Genomic DNA, 24,549 nt, shown 5'->3' with positions numbered 1-24,549 from the left:
TCAGCGATCCTCCCCGATCTGTAGAATGATGGTCATGGTGACACCCAGGACAGCGAGATACACGCCAAGATCAAACAGCATGGCCGTGGCGAGTTCTGTCTCTCCTAGCAAAGGGAGTTCGAAATAACCGAAGGTTTGGCTTAGGAACGGAACTCCGAATATAAATGAACCTGCACCTGTCAGTAACGCGATACCCAATCCGATTCCTGTTAGAACACGGAAGTCAACGGGTAACGCTTTGCGTATCGTATCCGTACTGAATGCCAGGGCAATCAATACGAGCGCTGCCGCTGTAACCAAGCCACCGATAAAACCTCCACCCGGATTGTGATGTCCTGCGAAGAACAGGTGCATGGCAAACGTCAGAATGATGAACACAACGACCTTGGTGGTCGTTTGCAGCAATACATCATTACTCTGCAAAGGTACAGTATCCCACGAGGATGAGCTCCGTTCACGGTTACCATACTTTTTCGTATTATCCGCTTCATCATCCAGAGCAGGTTCAGACTCCTGACTTTCGTCCTTCTTACGGAACTTCAAGCGGGCTCCGAGATCTTTGGCTTCGAGGTTCAGATTAATCATGGAGTAGATGGATAATGAAGCAACGCCGAGCACCATAATCTCCAGTAACGTATCGAATCCACGGAAATCAACCAATAACACGTTCACGACATTTTTACCACCAGCAGAGTCATACGCTTCTTGCAGGAAGAAGGTAGAAATGCTGTCCAGTGATGCTGTTCCGCTTGCAGCTAGAGCAACAAAGGTCATCACAACGCCGACTGCAATCGCTACGATCATATTTACCGTGAGATAACTACGGCTTGATTTGCCACGTTTCAATTCAGGCAGATGGTAGAAGCAGAGCAGGAACAATGCAACGGATACCGTCTCGACAATCATCTGTGTCAAGGCCAGATCCGGCGCCCGAAAGAGCACAAACAGCAGGGTTACGATGTAACCAACCGCACCGGTCATAATGACTGCCGACAGTCTGTTTTTGGCAAAAGGAATCGAAACCGCCGCACCGATGAGTGTGACCAGCAGAACGACCTCATAAAATGAGAAAGGTGCATTGCCCTGCAGATTCCAGGTAATATTTTCACCTGAACGGAAGAAGGCATAAACCAACAAGGCAACCGTGAATGAGAAAATGTAAACCAAATAATTACGAACCGAGCCATTCATATAGGCTTCCGTCCATTTGCGTGCATAATGCTGAAGATTATCCAGTACAACATGGTACATATTGTTAATGGTTAATCCTTGCGGATAATGCTCATAAATATTCCTCCATCGTGGCAACAGCTTGTAGAGAGTGATTCCGAGAATCACAACTCCGATCGTCATAATCAGTTCCGGAGTCCATCCATGCCACAGGGAAAAATGTACATCGAAGCGTTCAGTTCCATCTAAGAGGGATGGAAGTACGGCTGCCATGGCCGGTTCAATCAGTGATCCGGCCAGCAGATTCGGGAAGAGTCCGAATACAACGACAAGAACACCTAGAACAACGGGCGGAATGAGCATACCAACGGGCGCTTCGTGCAGCTTCTCGGCAGGGATCTCGCTTTGGCTACGACCGAGGAATGTTTTGAACACGATAATCAGCGCATAGATCAGGGTAAACACACTTGCAAGCCAAGCCAATACCGGCAAAAGAACACTCCAGGAACCAAGTCCAAAGATTCGCAGATGCGTGACTTCGACCATCGCCTGGAAGAATAACTCCTTGCTCAGGAATCCGTTGAATGGCGGTATACCCGCCATAGCAAGTGATCCGATCAATGCTACGGTGAATGTAATTGGCATGAATGAAGCAAGTCCACCGAGCTTTCGGATGTCACGTGTACCCGTTTCATGATCAACAATGCCTACGACCATGAACAGAGCGGCCTTGAAGGTCGCGTGATTAAAAAGGTGAAGCAGCGCAGCGGTTATTGCCACGGTATACATCGCAGAGGATTCGCCATATCCGAAGAAGAGAGCAGCAGATCCCACCCCTAAGAGGGACATGATCAGACCAAGTTGAGAGATGGTCGAATAGGCGAGAATCGCTTTGAGATCGTTTTTTTTCACCGCCAGGAATGATCCATAACACAAAGTCAGGAGACCAACGCCGGTAACAAGCCAGAACCAGAGCCCCTGTCCACCGAAGATCGGTGTAAACCGGGCCACAACATACAGTCCTGCCTTGACCATCGTGGCGGAATGCAGATAGGCGCTGACAGGTGTCGGAGCTTCCATGGCATCCGGCAACCAGATATGGAACGGGAATTGGGCTGACTTGGTGAAAGCACCAATTAAGATCAAGACAAGTGCGGGCAGGAATAGTGCGCTTTCCTGAAACTGACCCAATCCTGCAATGGTTGCACGAATACTGAATGTTCCGGTAATGAGATACATCATCATGAATCCGGTGAGCATGGCGAAACCGCCAAAAACCGTAATCAGGAAAGATTTTTGTGCTCCTGAAGTGGAAGCTTTGCGTTTGTAATGAAATGCAATCAACAGGAAAGACGTAATACTGGTCAATTCCCAGAACCCGTAGAGCACGATCATATTATCAGACAGCACCACGCCCAACATGGCTCCCATGAACATCAACAGATAAAGGTAGAAGCGGTTTAGCGCCTCTTTCATATCCATGTAGAAGATGGAGTAGAGAACAACGAGGACACCGATTCCGGTGATTAGCAGTGTCAGCATGAGGCTCAGACCGTCCAGATAGAGGTTAAATCCAATGTCCAGTGAAGGAATCCATGGAATATTTCCGGATACGGTATCCCGCTGTGACACAGCGGGTATGAGACTCGCAAAGTATACAAATAATAGTGCCGGGACGATGAGAACCGGCCATCCCAAATGAATTTTACGGAAGAAACGATGCAGCATGGCAAGGAGAATGCCAGCGGCAAAAGGCAGAATAACAGCAACATGAAGCAGGCTCAACATTACACCCCCAATGTTTAGTATTTCGACTACTCTCTCTGTGACATACAGGCGCATAATCCTCAAAGGGATATGCTTGCTCTCTATATTCATAACCCAAGTATGTATATACAGAATCGTGTCTATTCTTTGAATGGAAGAAACACGGTGAAGATTTCCGTAATTATTGTATGGGTTTGTATAATAAAAAAACACACAAGTTCCGATAAATATGAAAACGATTAGGTGACATCCCGTGTACCCTTTGCAGCATACTAATGTTGAAAAGCAAGATGGTTTCACCGTGTAATGGAGGAAATGATGTCATTCAAGATTAGAACTGTGCTTACTGTCATCTTCGCTGTGTTATCCCTGCTGGTTACCTTGACGATTGGATCTGTTTTTAGCAAAAAATCATTCGTTGCTGTGGAGACCGAGATTGGTCATTCACTTACAGGTACGGCCTCACAAGCTTCGGACAAACTGGATCGGTTTATGTCCGCGCGCGCCGGTGAACTGGATCTTCTGGGCAAAATGGCTTCGCTAGAAGATGGGTTTCAGCCTGATGAGATTCAGATGTTGCTGGATCAGCTACAAGATAGCTTTCCCTCATTCTCATGGGTTGGATTCATGAACCCGAAGGGAAAAGTGCTAGCCGCGACAGATGGTATATTGCTTGGAGAAAATTTATCAGAGCGACCTGTGTATCAGGAGGGGATCAAGGGTAAATTCATTGGAGATGTGCATAACGCAGTACTTCTTGCCAAGCTGTTACCAAATCCAACGGGAGAGCCGTTGCAATTTGTCGATATCAGTTTTCCACTGAAGGATAACAAAGGACATATTAGGGGTGTGCTCGCTGCACATTTAAGCTGGGCATGGGCGAAGGAAGTCGAAGAATCCGTGCTTTCCCCATTGAAAAGAGAAGAAAAGGACATTGAGTTCTTTATCGTAAGCAAAAAGGAACATACAGTGTTGCTGGGGCCAAAGGAATGGATTGGTAAACCTTTGGCATTGCCTGGCGTCGAAGAGGCCCAGCGCAACCAAAGCAGTTGGTCCATTGAAGAGTGGCCTGATGGTAAGGAATATGTAACAGGGTTTGCCTACAGCCAGGGTCATCTGGATTATCCCGGATTAGGCTGGACTGTGGTTATTCGTCAAGTCAAGTCGACAGCGTTTGCATCTGTTTTTGACCTGATGCGGTTTAATGTGTGGGCTGGTCTTGCGGTTACTGCGCTGTTTGCACTGATTGGCTGGTTTGTCTCACGTCTGATCTCTGCCCCGCTTGTACGTCTCACTAGAGTGGCCAATCGACTCCGGGCAGGTGAAGAGATTGAGATTCCTGAAAATAAGGGGATTAAGGAGATTGAAGTGTTGTCCCGCTCGCTTCGCGATATGCTGACCTCTCTGATGAATAAAGACTCAGAGCTGGTTGTAATGCAGAATCTGGCACATTTTGATCAGTTAACAAGTCTGCCGAATCGTACTGCCCTTGAAGTGTATCTGGAGGAGTCTCTGGAGACCGAAAGTGAAAATCACACGCTGACTTTTCTCTATCTGGATCTGGATGGATTCAAACGAGTCAACGATACACTTGGACATCAGGTTGGAGATGTTCTTTTACAAAAAGTGGCCCAACGTCTGTCCTCTCTTGGTCAGGAGAAGGGCATAACGGTTCGATTGGGCGGAGATGAATTCCTCATTGTACTTCAGTCGGTCGGAAGTCATCCGAGGGAAGAAGCCTGCGCTTATGCAGAAGCCATCATTCAAAGTCTGAACAAGCCGTTTATTATTGAATACGAGCGAATTCGAATTGGATGTAGCATCGGAGGGGCTGAATATCCAACCAACAGCAACAACCCATCTGAGATTATCCGAATGGCGGATGAAGCATTGTATGAGTCCAAACGTGCAGGCAAGAACAGAATGACATTTTATTCCGAGTTGAAGCAGAATCAATAGCGTATAATAACAGGAGCTGGGTTATCCCAATCACCTTACTGCGGATCATCATATAGACAAGGAGGGGTGAAATGTCTGGTAAATATACATCGGTACCTTACGGTTATGAGCCACCTGCGGCCAGCCATAAAGGGACACTGACTTTTTATGACTCGTTTGAACGTGTGACTGATGAGCAACTCGAACGTGCCGTTGCAACGATGGATACTCGTTCATTCTTACAGCTCGTGCTGTATCCTTTACACGAGAGTACATTTAAGCGAATGAGCAAGGATACAATCCAGGCATATTACAAAAGAGAAGACCGTCTGCATGATTGGCGGCGGGAGCATCCCAATTCACGTATACGTGTGGAGGGGCTTGAGGGCAAGAGAAAGAAATATACGCCTGTGGATAGTGCACTGCGACATATCACTGCGGAATATCCCGCTCCTCATTTTTTGTATATGACAACTGAGATGGCAAATATGTTTGCTTCGTTTGACTCTTTCAAGGATTGGATCAAAGAGCTGCGTCTCATCATTGATGGGTCATCCGGTGATCTTCATCCCAGGCTGGAGCAAAATCGTCACCGCTGGGAATGGGCGGAATGAGCACATTAAACGTATGAAGAGGATCAGCCTGCTGATGCTATGCAAACCCAAAAAAAGTTGTGTTGTACAAACCGGGATTCCGGAGTACAGCACAACTTTTTTTTTATTTATATTTTCTCTACGAATGCGAAGTCAGTTCAAGTGATGTTACGGTTTTATTTTTACCTGTTCGTTTGGCGGCATACAAACAGGCATCCACTTCTTCAAACAATTTGTCTTTGCTTAGATTAGGACTGTAGCTTTTGAGACCGATACTTACCGTGATGGGAGCTCCTTCAAGTTCCAGATGGCCCATCAGGGCAATCTTCTGACGAATCTGTTCCACCAAGGCATAGGCCTGCTTGAAAGATTGCTCAAACATCAATAAGGCGAACTCTTCGCCCCCGTACCGTGCGGCAATATCACTGGAGGTAATGGTTTCCTGAATGATCAGGGACACCTTCTCCAGAATGATGTCTCCAACCCGATGACCATAAGTATCATTAATGGATTTGAAGTCATCAATATCAATCAAAGCCAGATGCAGACTCATGCCGCTGTTGGCATACTCGAATGCCTTTTCGTAATAATCCTTGAATGAGCTTTGATTATAAAGGTTGGTTAAACCATCTGTTTTGGACTGTTTGGTCATAATGGCATTTCGCACAATAAGGTCCTGCTTGGCAAGCATACTGGCCTGAAGATCGTCCAAAACCTCAACGCCGCTAGTCACGATAACCTGTGCTACATATGTACCTAAGATTAGAAAAGCAGGAATGGATACCATATCAAATGAAGACAGGTACAACCGGTAGGCCGGATCGAACAACACCAGAAGGTAACCAGTCATCTGCATCAGAAAGACAATCCAGACTCTTTTTTTATTGAAGAACAGCACCGAAGCGAAGATGGGCAACAGGCAGATGGCTAATATAATCCGAATATCATAATTGACATGAATAATCGTCCAGGCAATAACGGTGCTGGCGATAGACATGGTATAGAAGGAATAGGAACTGAAGCGTCGATCAACCCAGCTTGCGAACAAAATGCAAGAACTGCTGATGGCCGTAGGCCAGAACAGGACATTCATCAAGAAATCTCGAGGTGTGCGATCATACTCCAGAAACAGGAAACAGCCAACCTGAATGGCAAAATGTGCAATGATGACAACCCAGTAGGCATGAAGCATTTTCTGAATCCATTTGGAATGCTTGAACTCGTATTCGGTTGGAATGTGGCTGCTATTGTATGTATGGAACCTTTTCATATATCACCGCTGACTGCATCATAATGGTACGACAGAATGACTCTCGTATATGATGATTATAAATCACAATGGACAAAACGCAAATCATTATATTCTAAGCATGAGAACTAAGCTTACATTATATCACATAGAAAGGCAGAAACTTTCCGAAAAAGGGACATACAAATTTCGGTGAGAGCATCATAGACTGTTAAAAGGCTCCGAATCACAGGATTGTTATTTTGCTGAAGGGGAGGTGAAATCCATTCCTCTTGTCGTTCGTTCTACCGTCAACGCTACGGGAGCGATTACGTTTACAGGTAATACGCTTGGACTGAGTCGTTCGGAAACAGCAGGGGTACCCGGGACACAGGACAGTATTGGAGGTTTTACCACAACGAACAGCACTGTCCAGTACGGCACCTACCCCCTGGGAACCACAAGCTTGTACCAGAGTAACAGTTCCGCTGCTATCCTTGTCCTTCCTGCGGGTAGTACCGTCCTGTATGCAGAATTAATCTGGGGCGGAAGTTATATCAACGGAACGGTCAATCTGAGCTCAGCGATCAACAATCCGGTAACGTTCATCACCCCCGCAGGTTCATTCAGTGTTACACCTGACCCGGTGACTTACAACCAGTTTGACCTGGGTAACAATGCCGCGGGTTATGTACGTTCAGCCAACGTGACGACACTTGTGCAAAATGGGGGAGCAGGTACATATATCACCGGAGCAGTCGTGGGAACGATTGTGATTACGAATGATGCTACAGCCAATCATGCCGGATGGACGCTTGGCGTTATTTATCAGAATCCCAATCTCCCTTTTCGCAACATGTCTTTGCGTGCAGGCGGCGTACTTGTGCAATCCACTTCACCACCAGTAGTAACAACACTGACAGGATTCGCAACCCCTCTCTCCGGTGTGCTCGGGGGAAGGGCGCTGTTTAGTGCCCAGGAAGGTGATGCGAATCGAACAGGTGATCAGGCCTTATTCGGGCCGACCTCTGCGACTTCAGTGGCCTTATCCGGGCCGAACAATCTGGCTGCGAATTTTTTTGCATCCCAAATCAACGGTGACACGGGAGCACTTAACACAACGGGCACTTTCGGAACTCGAAATCAGACGAATGGTGCTCCGGGTTCCAACATTGTCGGTGGTCGTCAAGGCTGGGATATCACCAATGTGGATGTGTCTGCCAGACTGATTAACAATCAATCCTCGGCAGTGCTTACGCTAACGACTTCAGGCGATGCGTACATTGTGAACGCCAATGCAATACAAGTTGATATCAACGCACCCAAAATTACGGTGGCCAAGGCATCGACTGCCTCCGGAGCAGTAGCGGGAGATAGTGTTCTTTATACCGTTACCGTCAGCAATGCAGGCACAGCTAGTGCGGCCAGTGTTGTGTTATCCGATTCACTGCCTGCAGGGCTTACCTTCATTCCAGGTAGCGTCACGGTTGCCGGGATACCCCGTCCAACACTTGATGTAACAGCTGGTATTCCTCTGGGTTCGTTAAATCTGTCCAGTAGTGTCGTTATAACCTATCGTGCACTAATCGCTCAGGACGCAAGCATCTTGCAATTGGTAAATTCGGCAAATGCAGCTTTTACTTTTCAAAGCGTTGCAGGCGGTGCAGTTATCACAGGAGTCATTCCGTCAAATAATTCTACTTTACCTGTGTATTCACCGAACCTGTCCATTGTGAAATCAGCAAGCACAACGAACGCTACGGTTGGAGATCAGGTGACGTACACGCTACAGGTAACGAATGGGGGAAACGTAGGCGCCAACGTGACGATTACCGATAATATTCCAAGTGGCAGTACCTATGTTCCGGGCAGTTTCCGCGTGAACGGAACTGTCATCGCAGGTGCCAATCCGGTTACTGGTGTTAATTTGGGCAGTCTTGTAGCGGGAAGCTTAACCACGATAACCTTTCAAGTGTCGGTCACGAATCTTCCTACACCGCCTACGTTGGTGGATCAGGCTACGGCTTCCTATTCATTCCTTTCCCCTGACGGGCGAACCATCACGGGTTCGCTAGCATCAAACACACTGACGATTCCGGTTACCTTACCGAACGTATCCGTTGTGAAGAATGCAACGGTTACAGACGTTGCTGTTGGAGAGACGTTTACCTATTCTGTGGTTACGACAAATGGTGGGATCCAAACGATAAATAACGCCGTCCTAACCGATAGTCTTCCGACAGGTCTGACTTTTGTCCCCGGAAGTGTTGTAGTCAGGGGGGTTAATGTAACGGCAGCCAATCCGGCCAGTGGTATAGCGCTGGGTACCTTAACAGCAGGAAGCTCGGCAACTGTCACATTTCAGGTCAATGTGCAGTCTTTGCCTACTGCGGGTTCGTTCATCAATCGGGCGGTCGTATCATATAGTTCAGGCGCGTTCACTGGAATCTCTAACTCCAATTCCATCACAACACCTGTATACCAGCCTGTGATTACGATCAATAAATCGGCGAATGAGACCAATGCGACGTTGGGTGATCAGCTTGTGTATACACTGCTCGTGTCCAATAGCGGGAACATTGCAGCACAAGTAAGCGTGACTGATACGATTCCATCAGGGCTCACGTTCATTCCTGATTCGGTAACCGTGAATGGTTCCGCGCGTCCAGGGCTCAGTCCTTTAACCGGAATCACGCTGGGGAGTCTTCTGCCTGGAGGGAGCGCCACAGTGGTGTTTCGTACGTCACTTACGACACTCCCGACACCGCCAACATTGGAGAATCAGGGAACGGGAAATTACACCTACCAGCTCCCGAGTGGGCGTAATCTGGCAGGAAGCGCACTTTCCAATATCGTTCGTATTCCCGCTTCCGCACCCAACATATCCATTGCCAAAACAGTCAATACAACAGATGCCACTGTAGGAGATGTACTTACCTATACAGTTGTAACCACGAATTCCGGCAGTGGGGCAGTTCAGAACCTGATTCTATCAGATATGCCTTCTACCGGTTCTGAATTTGTATCTGGTAGTGTCACGATTAATGGGGCGGCTGCAAGAAATGCAAACCCGGTTTCGGGCATTGCTTTGGGAACGTTGAACAGCTCCAGTAATGTAACTGTGACCTATCAGACAAGAGTGACCTCTGTTCCAGCCTCGGGCTCGGTCAGCAACCGGGCAAGTACAGCTTTTACGTCCGGCAGTTTTAATGGTGTTTCCTCATCTGTGACCGTAAATACTCCAGTATTTCAACCTGTTGTTCAAGTCTTGAAATCGGCTAGCACAACGAGCCTGACTGTAGGAGACACCTTTAATTACACCCTCCAGATTACGAATTCTGGCAATATTGCGGCAACGGTTACTTTAACAGATCCGGTTCCTGCCGGAGCAATATTCAATACGAACAGTGTCATCATTAATGGTTCTCCAGCACCCGGCATCAGTCCGAACTCCGGCATCAGTCTTGGAGTACTGGCATCGGGGGCAAGCGCGACAGTCACTTTCCTTGCAACAGTCACAAGTCTGCCAGATGCGAGGCAGCTAATCAATCAAGCCCTCGCATCCTATAGCTATGCTCTTCCTAGCGGGAGGAGTATTTCAGGTTTTGCATCATCAAACACAATCACCATTCCTGTATCCCTGCCGAATGTAAGCATTGTAAACAGTGACAACGTGGATTACGCCGTATCTGGAGATGTCATCAGGTATACATCAGTCATTCGTAACAATGGAACGGTGGCAGTGAACAACGTGGTATACACAAACCCTCTACCTTCGAACACCCCATTTATACCCGGAAGTGTCATTGTGAACGGGACTTCATTCCCGCTCTCCAATCCGACCGCCGGCATTCCAATCGGTACATTGGCCCCAGGGGCTGAAGTAACCGTAACTTTTGAGGTGAGGATAACTATGCCGATCCCTTCACAGATTAACAATCAGTCGACGGTCAGTTTCACATCCGGTTCATTTTCGGGTTCATCATCGTCCAATACCACACAGACTCCGGTCATACAGCCACAGATTTCCCTTGTCAAAACAGCGAATACAGTTAATGCAACTGTAGGTGATACGGTAGTATATACAGTGACGGTGAGCAATACAGGTAATTTGCAAGCCAATGTAACGCTGACCGATACCATTCCCGCAGCGACAACTATTGTTCCCAACAGTGTGGTGGTTTCTGGAGTGCCACAGCCGGGAGCAACACCTGGAGCAGGTATCCCGGTTGGTATTGTTGCAGCGGGAGCGACAGCTGTGGTTACGTTTGCCGTAGTCGTGAATTCACTTCCATCGCCTCAGCAGCTCAGCAATTTTGCAACTTCATCCTTTACATTTACACCCCCTGACGGGAGAACGTTGACGGGTACAGCCACTTCCAATACATTGACTTTCCCAGTATCATCGCCTAATGTCGCTGTGGTCAAAAGTACTACATCGACTGCTGCTGCCGTGGGCGATACTGTTAGCTATTCCATCCTGGTTACGAATAGCGGGATAGCTCCGGTAAGCAATATCCAGTTTTCAGATCCAATTCCGGCTGGGGCGACATTCAACACAGGCAGTGTTACCGTGAATGGGGGAGTCCTACCTAATGCTGATCCGGCAGGTGGGATATCACTTGCTACACTGGGACCTGGGACATCCGCGACAGTGTCGTTCAGTGTCAGGGTCAACGAGATTCCGCCAGGAGGACAGTTGAGTAATCGTTCGACGGTCAGTTTTACTTCTGGAGCTTTCTCAAGTACGACATTTTCGAATACAGTGGTTACTCCGGTTTTCCAGCCAATTCTTTCGGCACAGAAGACAGCAAGTACTCAGAATGCTACCGTCGGTGATACCGTCAGCTATACGATTACCGTGAGTAATCAGGGGAACTACGGTGCCCAGATCAATCTGTCGGATAACCTTCCGGCCGGTACCATTCTTGTTCCGAATAGTGTCATTGTGAACGGTCAACCTCTACCTGCTGCAAATCCGGCAGCGGGTATTCCCGTAGGAACTGTAGCTGCCGGAGCTACAACTACAATTACGTTTTCCGTAGTTATTGATACACTGCCAACTCCACAGCAACTCGTGAATCAGGCTTCGGTTGCGTTATCCTTTACACTGCCGGACGGACGGAACATTACAGGCAACGTGTTATCCAATGTGCTTACCATCTCCGTTTCCGCGCCGGATGTGGAAGTGGTCAAATCCACCACATCCACAGCTGTTTCCGTCGGTGATACCGTCACTTACAGCATCGCTGTAACCAATAACGGAATTGCAAGTGTAAGCAATGTGATTTTTACAGATGCCGTGCCAGCAAGCACCCTTCTTACTGCAGGAAGTGTATCTGTTGACGGTGTTCTACGCCCGGGTGCGAACCCTTCAACCGGAATAACGCTGGGCTCCATTGCACCGGGCGTGACGGTGACGGTTGTATTCAGCGTGCAGGTGACATCACTTCCGGCAAGTGCCGTTTTGAACAACCAGTCAACGGTGAGTTTTACATCCGGTGCATTCTCTGCCACCACATTCTCCAATACCATTACAACGCCGGTGTACCAACCTATTTTGGCTGCTGTCAAAACAGGAGATCAAGCTGTAGCAACTGTCGGGGATACGGTGGTCTATAGCATTACCATTACCAATACCGGAAACTACGGAGCATCCGTCACGTTAACGGATACCATTCCGGCTGGAACCGAACTTGTACCGAATAGTGTCATTATTAATGGAGCTTCAGCACCAGGTGCTGATCCGGCTTCAGGTATTCCCCTGGGGGTTGTTGCCACAACAACCACGATTATATTCTCTGTTGTGATTGTGACATTACCTTTGAGTCAATCCATCACCAATCAGGCATCTGCGACATTTGTGTATACATTACCTGATGGAAGGACACTTGGAGGCACAATTACGTCCAACGCACTCAACATTCAAGTATCTGCTCCAAATGTCAGTGTTGTGAAAACCACTGCGGTCATTGACGCTGTGGTAGGCGACACGATTGTATACGAGATGGTTGTAAGCAATAACGGGATTGACCCGGTTAACAACATTGTGATCACAGATCCGATTAGCCCGGCTACCACATTTGTGACAGGCAGTGTTCTGGTGGATGGTGTCCCACGTGCCTTGGCCAACCCTGCACTTGGAATTGCTCTGGGGACACTAGCACCGGGCGCAACTATAGCCGTTTCATACGCGGTTCGGGTCAATTCACTTCCAACACCACCACAAGTGAGCAGTCAATCTTCTGTAAGTTTCACATCCGGTGTTTTCTCTGGAGCTACGTATTCGAATACAGTTGTAACACCTATTTATCAGCCGATAGTGTCTTTAAGCAAAACAGCGAGTACCTCAAATGCAACGATTGGTGACACCATCATCTATTCTTTCACCATCAACAATAGTGGGAATCTTGCAGCCAACTTGACCTTGACGGACAACATACCTGCTGGAGCTGTACTGCTCTCTAACAGTGTTCTGATTGATGGTGTTCCACAGCCAGGAGCTGACCCGGAATCAGGAATTGTGGTTGGTACGATACCCCCAGGTGGATCGGTGAACGTAACGGTTACACTTGAAATTACGGTAGATTCATTGCCTCAGAATCAGCAGTTGATCAATCAAGCCACTGCCAGCTATACTTTTAGTCCTCCGGATGGCCGTGTGTTGACGGGAACTGTATCTTCCAACGTGCTGGTGATCCCTGTATCTGCACCAAATGTTGTTGTTGCCAAAAGCACAAGTGCCATTGATGCAGTTGTTGGCGATGTAATCACATATACGGTTGTTGTGACCAATAGCGGCATTGAAGTGGTGAATAATGTTGTCATGGTTGACCCTGTACCGGCAGGAACGGTATTTGTGACGGGGAGTGTGTCCGTGGATGGTGTAGCGAGACCTACCGGAAATCCGAATACAGGAATTACACTTGGTTCCATTGCTGCTGGTGCTTCCGTTACTGTTACATTCCGAGTAGAGGTCGTTGTGATATGAGTCCTAACTCAGGTCCGTTGTCCCACTGGCTTCAGAATCAGTCGCTGGTTCGATTCAGCTCGGGTACGACTGAACTGGAACAGGTGGCTTATTCCAATACAGTTACTACTCCATGGGTCGGGCCTAGGTTGGAAGTGAAAAAGCAATGCAATGTAGCTATCGCTACACTGGGCCAGTCCCTGACTTATATGATCGAGATTGTTAACACAGGCAATTGTACGGCTACAGTTCATGTTGTGGATTCATTGTCTGCTGAAACATCCCTTCTTCCTAATAGTGTATTACGAGATGCAATTCCACTACCGGGGGCATCACCAGAGAACGGGCTGCCTGCAGCAGAGATCGCACCGGGAGCAACGCTGAGATATCATTTTCAAGTCGTGATTTTGCGGATACCGGCTGGCTTAAAGCTGCTCAATCAAGCTGAGGTTAACTATGCATTTGTGGCATCTGAAGGCAGAACAGTCAGAGGTGTGGAGAGATCCAACACGGTGGAGGTGAATATGGTCTCGTCCAGGCTTGAAGTCAGCCTGCAAGCCGAGCGGGACCAAACCTTCTCAGGGGATATTATCATGTACACCGTCATCGTAAGCAATCCGGGTTTTGTTGCAGCGACGGGTGCGCAGGTAACGATCGCTTTGCCGCAAGGTATTGTTTTTATACCTGCCAGTGTCATAGTAGATGAGATGTTTGCGCCACAAGTAACGCCTGATACGGGCGTAGAACTTGGAGAGATTTTGCCCGGAAGCTCCGTTAGGATACAATATCGGGTTCAGGTTGTGGGGGGAAGCGATGCGAACGGAATATCAAGTGTGGCTGTACTGACTTATATCTCCGCAGGGCAGCGCGAGACGGTTTACTCCAATCAGGTTACTTTGGAAGTGATACAGCCCCGAATTTCTGTGGTGAAAACGGTGCTCCCGGTAACGGCCACATGGGGTGATACCGTGCAATATAATATTACCGTCTCCAACGCAAGCAGCTACGCGGTAGACGGAACCCTCATGGATATATTGCCAACAGGTATGACATTTGTCGAAGGAAGTCTGGGCTGGAATGGAGTTAAACGTCCCGGAACTAATCTGGCTAAAGGTCTCAATCTGGGGACATTGACTGCCCGGTCTAATCTGAATATTCAGTTCGAAGCGAAACTTGCAGAACGAGGTGAATCGATACCTGATGACTATAAGTATGTGAATCATGCCAGCCTGATATATACCTTTCGCTTGCCGGATTCACGATCAGTACAGCGGATGATTACATCCAATGAAGCTGTGATTGAATTAAAAGCACCGTTCATTCAGGCTTATGTTCAAGTAAAACCCACGTTGGTCGAGCAGGGAGATACAGTGACTTTTGAGGTACGTGTGATGAATACGGGTAATGTGACGGCACGCGTGCAGTTGGGAGGCATTTTGCCTGAGGGCTCCAAATGGCTTGGGCAAGCTGCGGGTCAGATCCAGTGGAACATTCCGGAATACTCCACGCCTAGAGTTCTCCATGTGGGTGAGATTAAGCCTGGAGAGGAGAAGAACAACTCCTATGTAGTGCAGCTGGCATCCGACAAGACGGGTACGCTGCAAGGAGCCTTGATCGCTAGGTATACGTATGAATGGAATGGACAAAAAAAGGCAGGCGAATCCCGATCGAATGAGTACAGTATCATTGTGGAGTATGGAGAAGAATAAGGAGAATGTGGTTAAAGTTAAAATGCCTGAGGATTTTGCTGATTCTTGGATGCCATGACATTACACGAACGTAAATGAATGGTATACTAATTGAATATGAACTCGGCAATCAACCCGTGGAATCGGGACGTCGGAGTAGAGGAGGCAGCCACATTGGCAAAAGCAAAAGTAGCAAAAAGACCTACACGGGATGAGTTTGAACTTGAAGAGTTGGGAAATCAACTGGTTGAAGCCTTTCGTGAACGTTCGGAAGTACTATTGACCGTATGGGGCAAAGAAGACCAGGTGCAAGGCGTCATTGTCAAAATGGACTCGCGTACAAGACTCGTGCATGTAGAGTATACAGAAGAAGAGTTCACGGCGAAGGTGCCTTTCATGGATATCATGCGGGTGCAGTCTCCCAGATACTGAACGAAAAAAACAGCAATCTGAATAATTAGGGCATCCGCCCTGTCAAAGTCGTACTTCCTGCATAAGATAACCCATACCTGTTGCAGAGGAGGTACGGTCAATGAGCGAAGTATTAGGTGGAGAAACAAGAGGCTACGGATACGGAGGTTTCACTTCTGTAGGTGCCATTCTGGTTCTGTTCATCCTGTTGGTTATCATCTCCAAAGCGTTCTTGGTATAATTGCATATTTCTAAAGAATGAAAGAAGCTCTGCCATCACGGCAGAGCTTTTTTTGTTCAGATCTTGGATGGTTGTTTGCGGCTGAACAAGCCATAGAGAATTACAATAAGAACCGGGTACAGTACAGCCCATCCGGTAAAAGGGAATACGATCGCTGTGGCTACAAAGGAAATCCAGCTGATGGTCACGCCGGTGCGACTTCCTTTCAATAATCGGATTCCTGCTGCACAGCCCCCAAGATATGTGAGGATAAAGGTTGCATTGGGAAGCTGAATCAGTGTTGTAAGTGACACGATGCCGCTGGCATAGACACTTAGCACCAGAATGAAGCAGATCCCGAGGAATCCAATTGCTGCTACGGGTGTGTGGAATCGCTTGGACAGATGAGCCATCCAACGCGGTGCAGCACCTTGTCTCGCGAGTGCATAACCAACTCTTGAAGCTGCCCCGGCATAGGCAATGACGGTTGCTGTACAGATAAATATGCCAGTCAGTCCAGCGATCCATGCACCCCAGATACCAAGGGGTTGACTAATGATCCATACGAGGGACACATCGGCCCCGCCATGCAGATAACTTTGCGTGCCTACGGTAGCCAGGGCTGTCAGGAAGTAGAGTACACCTACAATAATCGCAGCGATAGTCACACCTGTAATGGCTGCTTTTCGAGGATCAGTGAATTCTTCGGAAAGATGGGATACCGCTTCCCAGCCAATAAAGCACCAGAACAGAATCGCTCCGGCTTGACCGATGCTGACCCAGCCATGCGGCATGAATGGGGTGTAATGGATGGAGTCCATGTTGGGAAGAGCCAGTACAAAGGCCATCACCAGCACGGTAACAATAGCGATGACGACACCAATCTGTACTTTACCAGCAACTTGCATACCAACGATATTAATGATCAATCCAATCGCCAGCATTATGGCGGCAATAAGGATTCTGATATGTTCACCTAACCCCAATGCTGCCGTCATATATCCTGCACCCGTCAGAGCTGCTACAGGAGCTCCTATGGGTACCGACATCAAAAAGAACCAGCCAATGATTGTTCCGGCACGTTGTCCGAAAGCAAGGGTGACAAAATGGGATACACCACCTGCATCGGGATATCGGGCAGATAATAGTCCCATGGATAAAGCGAGTGGCAGAATTAGCAGGACCATGCCGCCCCAAGCCAATAGCGAAGCTGGACCGGCCAGTTCAGCGGCCAGTCCGGGTACAATCAGGACACCTGAACCGAGTACTGCACTTACATAGAGCGCAACGGCTTGCGGCATGCCGATTGTTTTTTTGAGCTGTGAAGAGGTGTTCATGTTCTTGTATTAGCCTACCTTCCAGATTGGAATTATTCTGATAATGACTATGTAATTATATAGGAGGACAACCATTCAGTCATTGGCGAATTTTGTAGAAAATCGGTGTAAGTCCTGCTGGCGTTATGTTAGAATATAACCATCCCTAGAGAAAGAAAGAGGTGTTTGGATAATGAGCCAAGAGTTAACAGCATCTTTAAATGAACAGATGAATTTCGAGTTTTATTCCGCTCATGTATATCTGGCTATGGCAGCCTATTGTTCCAGCAAGAGTCTGGATGGATTTGCGAACTTCTTCATCGTGCAAGCCGAAGAGGAGCGATTCCATGGTATGAAAATATACAAATTCCTGAATGATCGTGGACACCGTGCTACATTAGCCGCTTTGCCAGAACCGAAGAATGAATATGCTTCGATGCTGGATGTCTTTGAGCATGGTTATGCTCATGAACAGCAGAACACGAAAAAATTCTACAATCTGGCTGACATCGCCTTGAACGAACGTGAACATGCGACAATGTATTTCCTGAAATGGTTCATTGATGAGCAAGTGGAAGAGGAAGCCTTGTTCGACAACATTATTCAGAAGCTGCGCCGCATTGAAAAAGACAGCAATGCCTTCTATATGCTGGATGCCGAATTTGGCAAACGTTCATTCACTGCTCCCGCTGAATAAATGCACGTAGGGAGTCGAGAAGATTCCAAGAACAAAAGACTTTTACATACGGCGTAAGGAAATCACCCTCAAAGCATTAGGGGTTAGGTTTCCATGCAAGAGATGACGGGTTGATGCCATATGCTGAAGAAGACGAAAAAAGCTTGCACTTGTGCAGGCTTTTTTTTGCATGCATAGCTATTTTATTTTTGTATTGATTTGCTTGGATTGGAGCAAAAGTCTATCAAAATTCTGAATGTGGGTAATAAAGGATATGTCACAATTGATCTATCCTGACGGGATCTTTATTTTGCTCAAATCTATCAAATTCGTATTAAATTTTAGGTTTATCTGACAAAAGTGTAACTCTACCGTAGCCTTTGAAGGGAGAACAGGAGTCTATTCCTTTGATAGTATTAAGATTATCGCCAAGGGATGAAGGTAGAACAACATGGACACCCGGGGAAATATAACACACAAGGGAGATTTTTTAATGATGTTACATATTCGCAAATCTATCATGGTCACACTTGCTATTTTACTAATCATTCCACTTTTATTGCCGCAGTCGGTATCTGCCCAATCCGCTTCATCGAAGGATCGTGCAAGCAAAGCAAATGCCAAAATCATATATCTGACTTTTGATGATGGGCCAACCGCTCATACGGGTCAGTTACTGGATATTCTGGATCAGTATAATGCGAAGGCTACGTTTTTCATGCTGGGTCCTCAGATGGAGAAATTTCAGAAGGCTACCAAACGAATTGTAGCTGACGGGCATGGATTGGGTCTGCATGGTGTGAGTCATGTTCCAAGCAAATTCTATAAATCCGCATATAGCGGTTTGAAAGAGATGCAACAGGCCAATGTAAGTCTGAACAAGGTTGCTGGAGTTAAAACAAGTCTCGTTCGGACGCCATATGGTAGTAAACCATATCTCAAACCGGCATTCCGTAACGTGCTGCTGGGTCAGGGTGGATTCCATCTATGGGATTGGAATGTGGATTCGGAAGACTGGAAGTACAAGCAAGATCACCAGAAAGTCTATAACAGTGTAATGAAGCAGATCCACACCGTACAAAAGAGTGGAACAACGCCGGTTGTGCTGATGCACGACCAGGAAGCAACGCTGAAAGTATTACCGCAAGTATTAAAAACATTGAAGGCAGAAGGGTATCGTTTTGAAGTATTAAGCAAGAAGGTGCAGCCGGTTAACTTCTGGAACGACAAACGTTAATATTTTTTAAATTTTCCGATTCGATCGGACGATAGATAGAGCCTGATAACAGATTGGTTAAAACGAAGGAGGTACACATCATGAAGAAACAATCATTATGGATGACCATTCCGGTAACGACAGCCGTTTTACTTGCACTGGCAGGATGTGGCGGACCGGACTCGAATGCAACATCAGAGAGTAGTACTTCACCAACGACAACAGTGGGTGAGCAAACCGAGACCGGCAGCGGTGGTGCTGATTTCTCTAATGAAAATGAAACAGGAACCAAAGAGAACACGGGTACAGTGAATAGTGTAGAACCATCAGGAGCGCAGTCGGGCGGAAACCATACTGCCACAGGTCAATCCGGTGTGAATGATGTGATCAAGCAAGTTCGCAACCAGTTGAAGATGGAGGATGCAGCGTTACCCACTTCGTTCCCCTTGGATAAAGGCGCATATTTGGGTGCGGCAATACCGTCCAATACGGCTGATGCATTCAAAGTGAACTTCTACGCGTCCACGCAATCCGTTGCCGTTAATGATCCATCTTTAACGGCTTCCGACAGTAAGGTACCTTTACTGGCTTCCTATGAAGTGAAAACGTATAAGGACCCTGAGCAGGAAAGTATTTTCCCAGAGACAGACCTGAAAGATATTCCAGCAGATATGGCTGTGGATCTGGGACATGGCATCAAAGGCATGGCTGAAGGTGCCGCAGGCAGTCAATATCTGACTTGGCAAGAAGGCAGATGGACGCTGCAAATTCGTTCCGTCTCCGAAGATGAAATGAATAACCCCGGCATAGCGAAGAAAATGGTGGAGTACCTGGAATCACATACATTGCCTGTACCCAAAGATAAAGGGTATATCAAGGTTGAATATCCAAGTGGTGGAAAGTCTGTTCATGTAACGGTCTCATGGCAGGACGGTCATAAAATTCATCAGCTTAAGACTGATCAAGTACCACTGGAGGCTCTTGGCATGACTGTATCTGTGAAATCTTAAGGATTTAATGGATATTCTGAGTTGTAGAAGAGACGCGTATTGGATGGTTGTAATAAACTAAAAGAGCTTGGTCCAGATTGGTTTCTGGGCCAAGCTCTTTTAGTTGTAGCATGTTATGGCAACGTGTGAAAAATTATTGCGGCTTATGCAGTCGGGGTACATACTTATTTTTGTTTCAATGGGTTAAAGCGGTACTTTCATTTGAACCACCCTTTTTCCTTAGAGCGAGTGATGGCCTCAATGCGGTTACTGGCATTTAACTTGTTGAGAATAATGGAAATATAGTTACGCACCGTACCCGTTGTGATGAATAGATGCCCGGCGATTTCCTTGGTGTTTTTGCCATCGGCCATGAGGCCTAGTACGGCATTTTCGCGCTCTGTCAGAGGATTTTCTTCTACATAAGCTTCGTCTACCAAGTCGGGAGCGAAGATACGTCTGCCATTCATAACTTGGCGGATCGCCTCAGCAAGTTCTTCAATTGGACTGTCCTTAAGCAGGTAACCACGGACACCACCCTTTAAGGCGCGTTCGAAATATCCGGTCCGGGCAAAAGTGGTTAGGATAATGACCTTACAGCTCATTCCTTTGAGTTCTTCTGCGGCTTCGAGGCCGCTTTTCACGGGCATTTCTATATCCATCAGACAGATGTCTGGTGCAAGCTCCTGTACAAGGGTAAGGGCTTCCTGGCCGTTGCTGGCACGTCCGACGACTTCCATATCTTCCTCCAGATTGAGAAGGGAAGACAAGGCACCGAGCATCATGCGCTGATCTTCCGCGATTACAATTCTAATCATGATTCTGCCTCCTTTATCGGTTTGCGGACGAGTTTGGGAACATGAATAATTATCTCTGTACCCTGAATGTCTGCATCAGATCGAATATCCAAACAGCCATTTACAAATTCAAGTCGTTCTTTCATGCCCAAAATTCCTGTTCCGCGCCGCTCTTGTCTGTGTGATCGTTCTATTCCGACGCCGTTGTCTTGTACTGTGAGTACATTATTGGCGGGTGTTTCCTCAATGACGATGGTACATGCTGTTGCCTGACTATGTTTGACCACGTTGGTGACCGCTTCTTTCAAGCACATGCCAAGCACATTTTCATTCAATTGAGACGTGTCTTGTAGCTTCGGATTGCCATCCAGTATAAATTCAATTGAAGCGGCCTTCAGAATCTGCTCCGCCCGGAACAGTTCATCAACCAATTGTGTACCACGCATGGTGGTGACCATTTCCCGGACTTCCTTCAAAGCTGTACTTGCCGTTTGCCTGAGGTCGTTCAATTCAATCTCGGCCTGATCGGGATTATTACGGAGCAGCCGCTTCGCCAGATCGGTTTTTAGACCGATCAGAGAGAGCTTCTGTCCAAGGGTATCGTGCAGGTCACGAGCGATACGCTGACGTTCTTCCATTTTCACGAGATCGTCAAGTCGCTTGTTCGCATTCTCCAATTGGCCTTCCAATTGTTCAGTCTTATTTTTATTATACGTACTGATTGGAAGCAGGATGGAGGCCATTAAACTGATGAATACAAACGGGAACTGACTCACGAGCAATGAACTCTGATTGATAAAACCATAATTAATGGTTAGGAAACTGGCTCCCAGGTTTACCGAATAGAGGGTGAAGAAACCAGCTTTATTTTTAATATTCCCAATAAAAAAAGCAAGAAACAATGAAAAGTAGGCATAATCATAGGCGATTGTCATCGTAATGGATATGGCAATGAGCAATCCAATCCACATGTATACCTGCCAGCCCTTGGTGATGAAGGCGAGCAGATAACATACGAAGAAAACGAGAATGATTACAATGCCGGTTACCATCGTCCATAATTTGGAATATTGTGAAATGTAATAGAAGGGCAGGATGAAAAAGACAAGCCATACATAAGGATTTAACCCTGTATTTTTATAAAAAATCTGCATCCACTTCTGAATATGATTCTCCTCCTTGCACTTGTACTCAACCGTAGCATGACTGTAGCATGACTATGGCTTGAACACAAGAAAACGAATCCGACAGAGTTAAGGCTTCTCTGTCAGACCCGCTGGATTCGTTACACGGATAGTTGGTTGAACGTAAGGTTTGCGGGATAGATGTTTGAGCTGTCTAAAGCTAATGAACTGTTTAGAATCTTCATCCCACAGACGGAAGCGCAGGGCAACCAAACTTGAACGCAGTGTAATGGTAGTTGCCTTTTGCAAGGGTGGTGTTGCATTATGTGCTTCTTCCAAGAAATAGTTAGGTACACGCGGGCTCAAGTGATGCACATGGTGAAACCCAATATTGCCACTGATCCATTGCAATAATTTTGGCAATTTGTAATAAGAACTACCTTCGACAGCGGCTTTTACATAACTCCATTCATCTTCGTGTTCAAAATACGTCTCTTCAAACTGATGCTGCACGTAGAACAGCCAGATCCCAAAGAAACCGGAGAAGAAGAATATAGGTGCCTGCACCATTACAAAAGCCTGCCATCCGACTAACCAGCACATGAATGCATAGAGGGCTACGATTAATACTGTAGTCAGATGTGTATTGATGCGTTCTTTACGTCTTGCACCTTTGCGGTTGAAACGGTAAGCCAACAGAAACACGTAGATAGGTCCGATACAGAACAATACGAACGGATTACGATAAATCCGATAGAAGAGGCGTCCCCAAGGAGAAGCTTCTTTGTATTCGTCAACGGTCATAACCCAGATATCACCAACGCCGCGTTTGTCAAGATTACTGCTTGTCGCGTGATGGATAGAGTGCTCATTTTTCCACTGCTGATAGGGTGTCACTGTTAATACACCAGTAATGGTACCGAGAATATCATTGGCACGTTTGCTCTTGAAGAATGAACCATGACAGCAGTCATGGAAGATAATGAATGTCCGTAGTACAAATCCGGATGCCACCAAGGCAATCGGGAAGGTCAGCCAGTAGGATACTGATAAGCTAAAGTAAGCCGCAGCCCATAGCAGGAAGAGCGGAAGCAATGTATTGATTAACTGTCGGATACTTAATCTGAGATCATTTTTTTCGTAAGGGGTGACTTCTTTTTTTAGCGCCATTTCTTTATTTCTACTCATTGACGTGTGTCCTCCTTCAATCGTTATAACTGTATCAGCTACAACTTGACGTTTCCCGGTAAGACTTTCCTCTAGGAAGCGTTTTTATCATTGTAAAACAATCGGATCATGACAGTAAGTCATAAACGTCAGCCCTCTGTAATGATGAATATCAATGATGGACCATGACATTTGTCATGGGTGTATGATGCTGAAAGGCTTGGCGGAAGTCTAAAAGAGGACGTTTTACAAATTCCTTTGCACAAATCACGCAACAATTTGTATTATGTATACAATTTTTGTTGTGAGCATGGTAAAATCTATCTTTGAGTGATTATGACAACTTATGAGACGGGTCGATTAGGTTGATTTCTGATGGATTGGATGGAATGCTTAATGAAGAAACGAATTACGGATATTCTATTTATTATGGCAGGTGCATTTCTGTTTGCGCTGGCGGTGAACCTGTTCGTCATCCCGAACGATTTGGCTGAAGGCGGGGTAACGGGTATAACGATTATTTTGTATTACCTGTTTGAATGGTCACCAGGACTGATGAACCTGATCCTGAACGGTATTTTGTTAATTGTGGGATACCGGTTTCTAGATAAAACGACTACGGTGTATACGATTATTGCGGTTGTGTTCAATTCATTGTTCCTGCATCTGACAGAGAGCTGGACCATTGACTCGCATGAGCTGTGGATTAATACGATATTTGGTGGATTGTTTGCCGGTCTTGGGATCGGCTTGATTGTTAGAGTAGGGGGAACAACAGCCGGAACCGTTATCTTGGCACGGCTTGCCAATAAATATTTGGATTGGAACATCAGTTATGGATTATTATTCTTTGATCTGATTGTGGCATTCTCATCTTTCTTCATTATAGGGCCGCAAGGTCTGATGTGTACGATTGTCTTGCTGTTCGTGGGTACCAAAACGATGGAGTTCATTATTGAAGGACTCAATCCGAAAAAGGCGGTTATGATTATCTCTTCCAAACAGGATGAGATTGCGAAGCAAGTGATTGAGAAGATGGACCGTGGTGTAACCGTGTTATCCGGACATGGGTATTACACGAAAAATAAGAAAGAGATCCTCTACATTGTCATTAGCAAGCAGGAAGTTTCCATGCTGAAGAAGATTGTACGAGCGGAAGATGAGATTGCTTTTATCACCATTCATGACGTGCGTGATGTATTCGGGGAAGGATTTATCGAACTTTCCAAAACTTAAGTAATAGGTATATATGCATTAGGTATATATGAAAGAAGGGAGT

The 24,549-nt window shown here is 46.6% G+C and carries 16 protein-coding genes; 10 read left to right on the top strand and 6 right to left on the bottom strand.

Annotated elements, in window-relative coordinates:
• Entirely contained in the window at positions 1 to 2,955 is a 2,955-nt protein-coding gene (locus tag ACX9NY_RS10795; protein WP_472479267.1) for a Na+/H+ antiporter subunit A, read from the bottom strand.
• Positions 2,956 to 3,252: 297 nt separating this feature from the next.
• On the opposite strand from ACX9NY_RS10795, the gene ACX9NY_RS10790 reads away from it, so the two are divergent.
• Both ACX9NY_RS10790 and ACX9NY_RS10785 read left to right on the top strand, forming a co-directional pair.
• The gene (locus ACX9NY_RS10790; RefSeq protein ID WP_339242072.1) at positions 3,253 to 4,896 is read left to right on the top strand and encodes a sensor domain-containing diguanylate cyclase; all 1,644 of its coding nucleotides are present in this window, start codon (positions 3,253 to 3,255) and stop codon (positions 4,894 to 4,896) included.
• 71 nt (positions 4,897 to 4,967) lie between these two features.
• Positions 4,968 to 5,489 carry a hypothetical protein gene (locus tag ACX9NY_RS10785; protein ID WP_339242074.1) on the top strand — a complete coding sequence of 174 codons (522 nt, stop codon included), beginning with the start codon at positions 4,968 to 4,970 and terminating at the stop codon, positions 5,487 to 5,489.
• Positions 5,490 to 5,607: 118 nt separating this feature from the next.
• On the opposite strand, the gene ACX9NY_RS10780 is transcribed toward ACX9NY_RS10785, so the two are convergent.
• Positions 5,608 to 6,738 carry a GGDEF domain-containing protein gene (locus ACX9NY_RS10780; protein ID WP_339242076.1) on the bottom strand — a complete coding sequence of 377 codons (1,131 nt, stop codon included), beginning with the start codon at positions 6,736 to 6,738 and terminating at the stop codon, positions 5,608 to 5,610.
• A gap of 244 nt (positions 6,739 to 6,982) precedes the next feature.
• Between ACX9NY_RS10780 and ACX9NY_RS10775 the strand changes: the two genes are divergently transcribed.
• The 4 genes from ACX9NY_RS10775 (at position 6,983) to ACX9NY_RS10760 (ending at position 16,006) form a co-directional block, all read left to right on the top strand.
• On the top strand, positions 6,983 to 13,687 hold the full coding sequence (locus tag ACX9NY_RS10775) for a DUF7507 domain-containing protein (protein WP_472479265.1): 6,705 nt from the start codon (positions 6,983 to 6,985) through the stop codon (positions 13,685 to 13,687).
• Positions 13,684 to 15,375, top strand: coding sequence for a DUF11 domain-containing protein (locus ACX9NY_RS10770; RefSeq protein ID WP_339242080.1), 1,692 nt, complete (start codon positions 13,684 to 13,686; stop codon positions 15,373 to 15,375). The genes ACX9NY_RS10775 and ACX9NY_RS10770 overlap by 4 nt, the downstream gene beginning before the upstream one ends.
• Before the next feature lie 153 nt (positions 15,376 to 15,528).
• Positions 15,529 to 15,786 (top strand): YolD-like family protein, encoded by a 258-nt coding sequence (locus tag ACX9NY_RS10765; RefSeq protein ID WP_339242081.1) that lies wholly within the window; start codon positions 15,529 to 15,531, stop codon positions 15,784 to 15,786.
• Positions 15,787 to 15,886: 100 nt separating this feature from the next.
• The gene (locus ACX9NY_RS10760) at positions 15,887 to 16,006 is read left to right on the top strand and encodes a hypothetical protein (protein ID WP_017688846.1); all 120 of its coding nucleotides are present in this window, start codon (positions 15,887 to 15,889) and stop codon (positions 16,004 to 16,006) included.
• A gap of 56 nt (positions 16,007 to 16,062) precedes the next feature.
• On the opposite strand, the gene ACX9NY_RS10755 is transcribed toward ACX9NY_RS10760, so the two are convergent.
• Entirely contained in the window at positions 16,063 to 17,322 is a 1,260-nt protein-coding gene (locus tag ACX9NY_RS10755) for an amino acid permease (protein ID WP_472478563.1), read from the bottom strand.
• A gap of 172 nt (positions 17,323 to 17,494) precedes the next feature.
• On the opposite strand from ACX9NY_RS10755, the gene ACX9NY_RS10750 reads away from it, so the two are divergent.
• From ACX9NY_RS10750 to ACX9NY_RS10740, 3 genes are all read left to right on the top strand, one after another.
• Entirely contained in the window at positions 17,495 to 17,998 is a 504-nt protein-coding gene (locus ACX9NY_RS10750; RefSeq protein WP_339242083.1) for a ferritin, read from the top strand.
• Between the two features lie 472 nt (positions 17,999 to 18,470).
• The gene (locus tag ACX9NY_RS10745; protein WP_339242085.1) at positions 18,471 to 19,214 is read left to right on the top strand and encodes a polysaccharide deacetylase family protein; all 744 of its coding nucleotides are present in this window, start codon (positions 18,471 to 18,473) and stop codon (positions 19,212 to 19,214) included.
• 80 nt (positions 19,215 to 19,294) lie between these two features.
• Positions 19,295 to 20,203: a hypothetical protein gene (locus ACX9NY_RS10740; RefSeq protein WP_342572747.1), complete on the top strand. Its 909-nt coding sequence runs from the start codon at positions 19,295 to 19,297 to the stop codon at positions 20,201 to 20,203.
• 197 nt (positions 20,204 to 20,400) lie between these two features.
• Here the strand turns inward: ACX9NY_RS10740 and ACX9NY_RS10735 are convergent, their stop codons facing one another.
• The 3 genes from ACX9NY_RS10735 to desA all read right to left on the bottom strand — a co-directional run bounded on the left by ACX9NY_RS10735 (position 20,401) and on the right by desA (position 23,291).
• The gene (locus tag ACX9NY_RS10735) at positions 20,401 to 21,000 is read right to left on the bottom strand and encodes a response regulator transcription factor (RefSeq protein WP_307537205.1); all 600 of its coding nucleotides are present in this window, start codon (positions 20,998 to 21,000) and stop codon (positions 20,401 to 20,403) included.
• The gene (locus ACX9NY_RS10730) at positions 20,997 to 22,145 is read right to left on the bottom strand and encodes a sensor histidine kinase (protein ID WP_339243042.1); all 1,149 of its coding nucleotides are present in this window, start codon (positions 22,143 to 22,145) and stop codon (positions 20,997 to 20,999) included. The genes ACX9NY_RS10735 and ACX9NY_RS10730 overlap by 4 nt, the downstream gene beginning before the upstream one ends.
• A gap of 87 nt (positions 22,146 to 22,232) precedes the next feature.
• A complete protein-coding gene (desA, locus tag ACX9NY_RS10725) occupies positions 22,233 to 23,291 on the bottom strand; it encodes a Delta(5) desaturase DesA (protein ID WP_339242089.1) in 1,059 nt (352 codons plus the stop codon).
• Between the two features lie 375 nt (positions 23,292 to 23,666).
• On the opposite strand from desA, the gene ACX9NY_RS10720 reads away from it, so the two are divergent.
• Positions 23,667 to 24,506 (top strand): YitT family protein, encoded by an 840-nt coding sequence (locus tag ACX9NY_RS10720; protein WP_339242091.1) that lies wholly within the window; start codon positions 23,667 to 23,669, stop codon positions 24,504 to 24,506.
• The last annotated feature ends 43 nt before the right edge of the window (positions 24,507 to 24,549 follow it).

This window comes from Paenibacillus sp. CB74, assembly GCF_055687625.1.
The sequence above is the reverse complement of the archived record's forward strand: the minus strand, read 5'-3'. Positions and strand labels throughout refer to the sequence as shown.

Coding starts and splice junctions, on each gene's coding strand:
- ACX9NY_RS10770 (WP_339242080.1), top strand. CDS start 13,684: ATGAGTCCTAACTCAGGTCCGTTGTCCCACTGGCTTCAGAATCAGTCG.
- ACX9NY_RS10780 (WP_339242076.1), bottom strand. CDS start 6,738: ATGAAAAGGTTCCATACATACAATAGCAGCCACATTCCAACCGAATAC.
- ACX9NY_RS10755 (WP_472478563.1), bottom strand. CDS start 17,322: ATGAACACCTCTTCACAGCTCAAAAAAACAATCGGCATGCCGCAAGCC.
- ACX9NY_RS10740 (WP_342572747.1), top strand. CDS start 19,295: ATGAAGAAACAATCATTATGGATGACCATTCCGGTAACGACAGCCGTT.
- ACX9NY_RS10790 (WP_339242072.1), top strand. CDS start 3,253: ATGATGTCATTCAAGATTAGAACTGTGCTTACTGTCATCTTCGCTGTG.
- ACX9NY_RS10735 (WP_307537205.1), bottom strand. CDS start 21,000: ATGATTAGAATTGTAATCGCGGAAGATCAGCGCATGATGCTCGGTGCC.
- desA (WP_339242089.1), bottom strand. CDS start 23,291: ATGAGTAGAAATAAAGAAATGGCGCTAAAAAAAGAAGTCACCCCTTAC.
- ACX9NY_RS10720 (WP_339242091.1), top strand. CDS start 23,667: ATGAAGAAACGAATTACGGATATTCTATTTATTATGGCAGGTGCATTT.
- ACX9NY_RS10760 (WP_017688846.1), top strand. CDS start 15,887: ATGAGCGAAGTATTAGGTGGAGAAACAAGAGGCTACGGATACGGAGGT.
- ACX9NY_RS10785 (WP_339242074.1), top strand. CDS start 4,968: ATGTCTGGTAAATATACATCGGTACCTTACGGTTATGAGCCACCTGCG.
- ACX9NY_RS10750 (WP_339242083.1), top strand. CDS start 17,495: ATGAGCCAAGAGTTAACAGCATCTTTAAATGAACAGATGAATTTCGAG.
- ACX9NY_RS10745 (WP_339242085.1), top strand. CDS start 18,471: ATGATGTTACATATTCGCAAATCTATCATGGTCACACTTGCTATTTTA.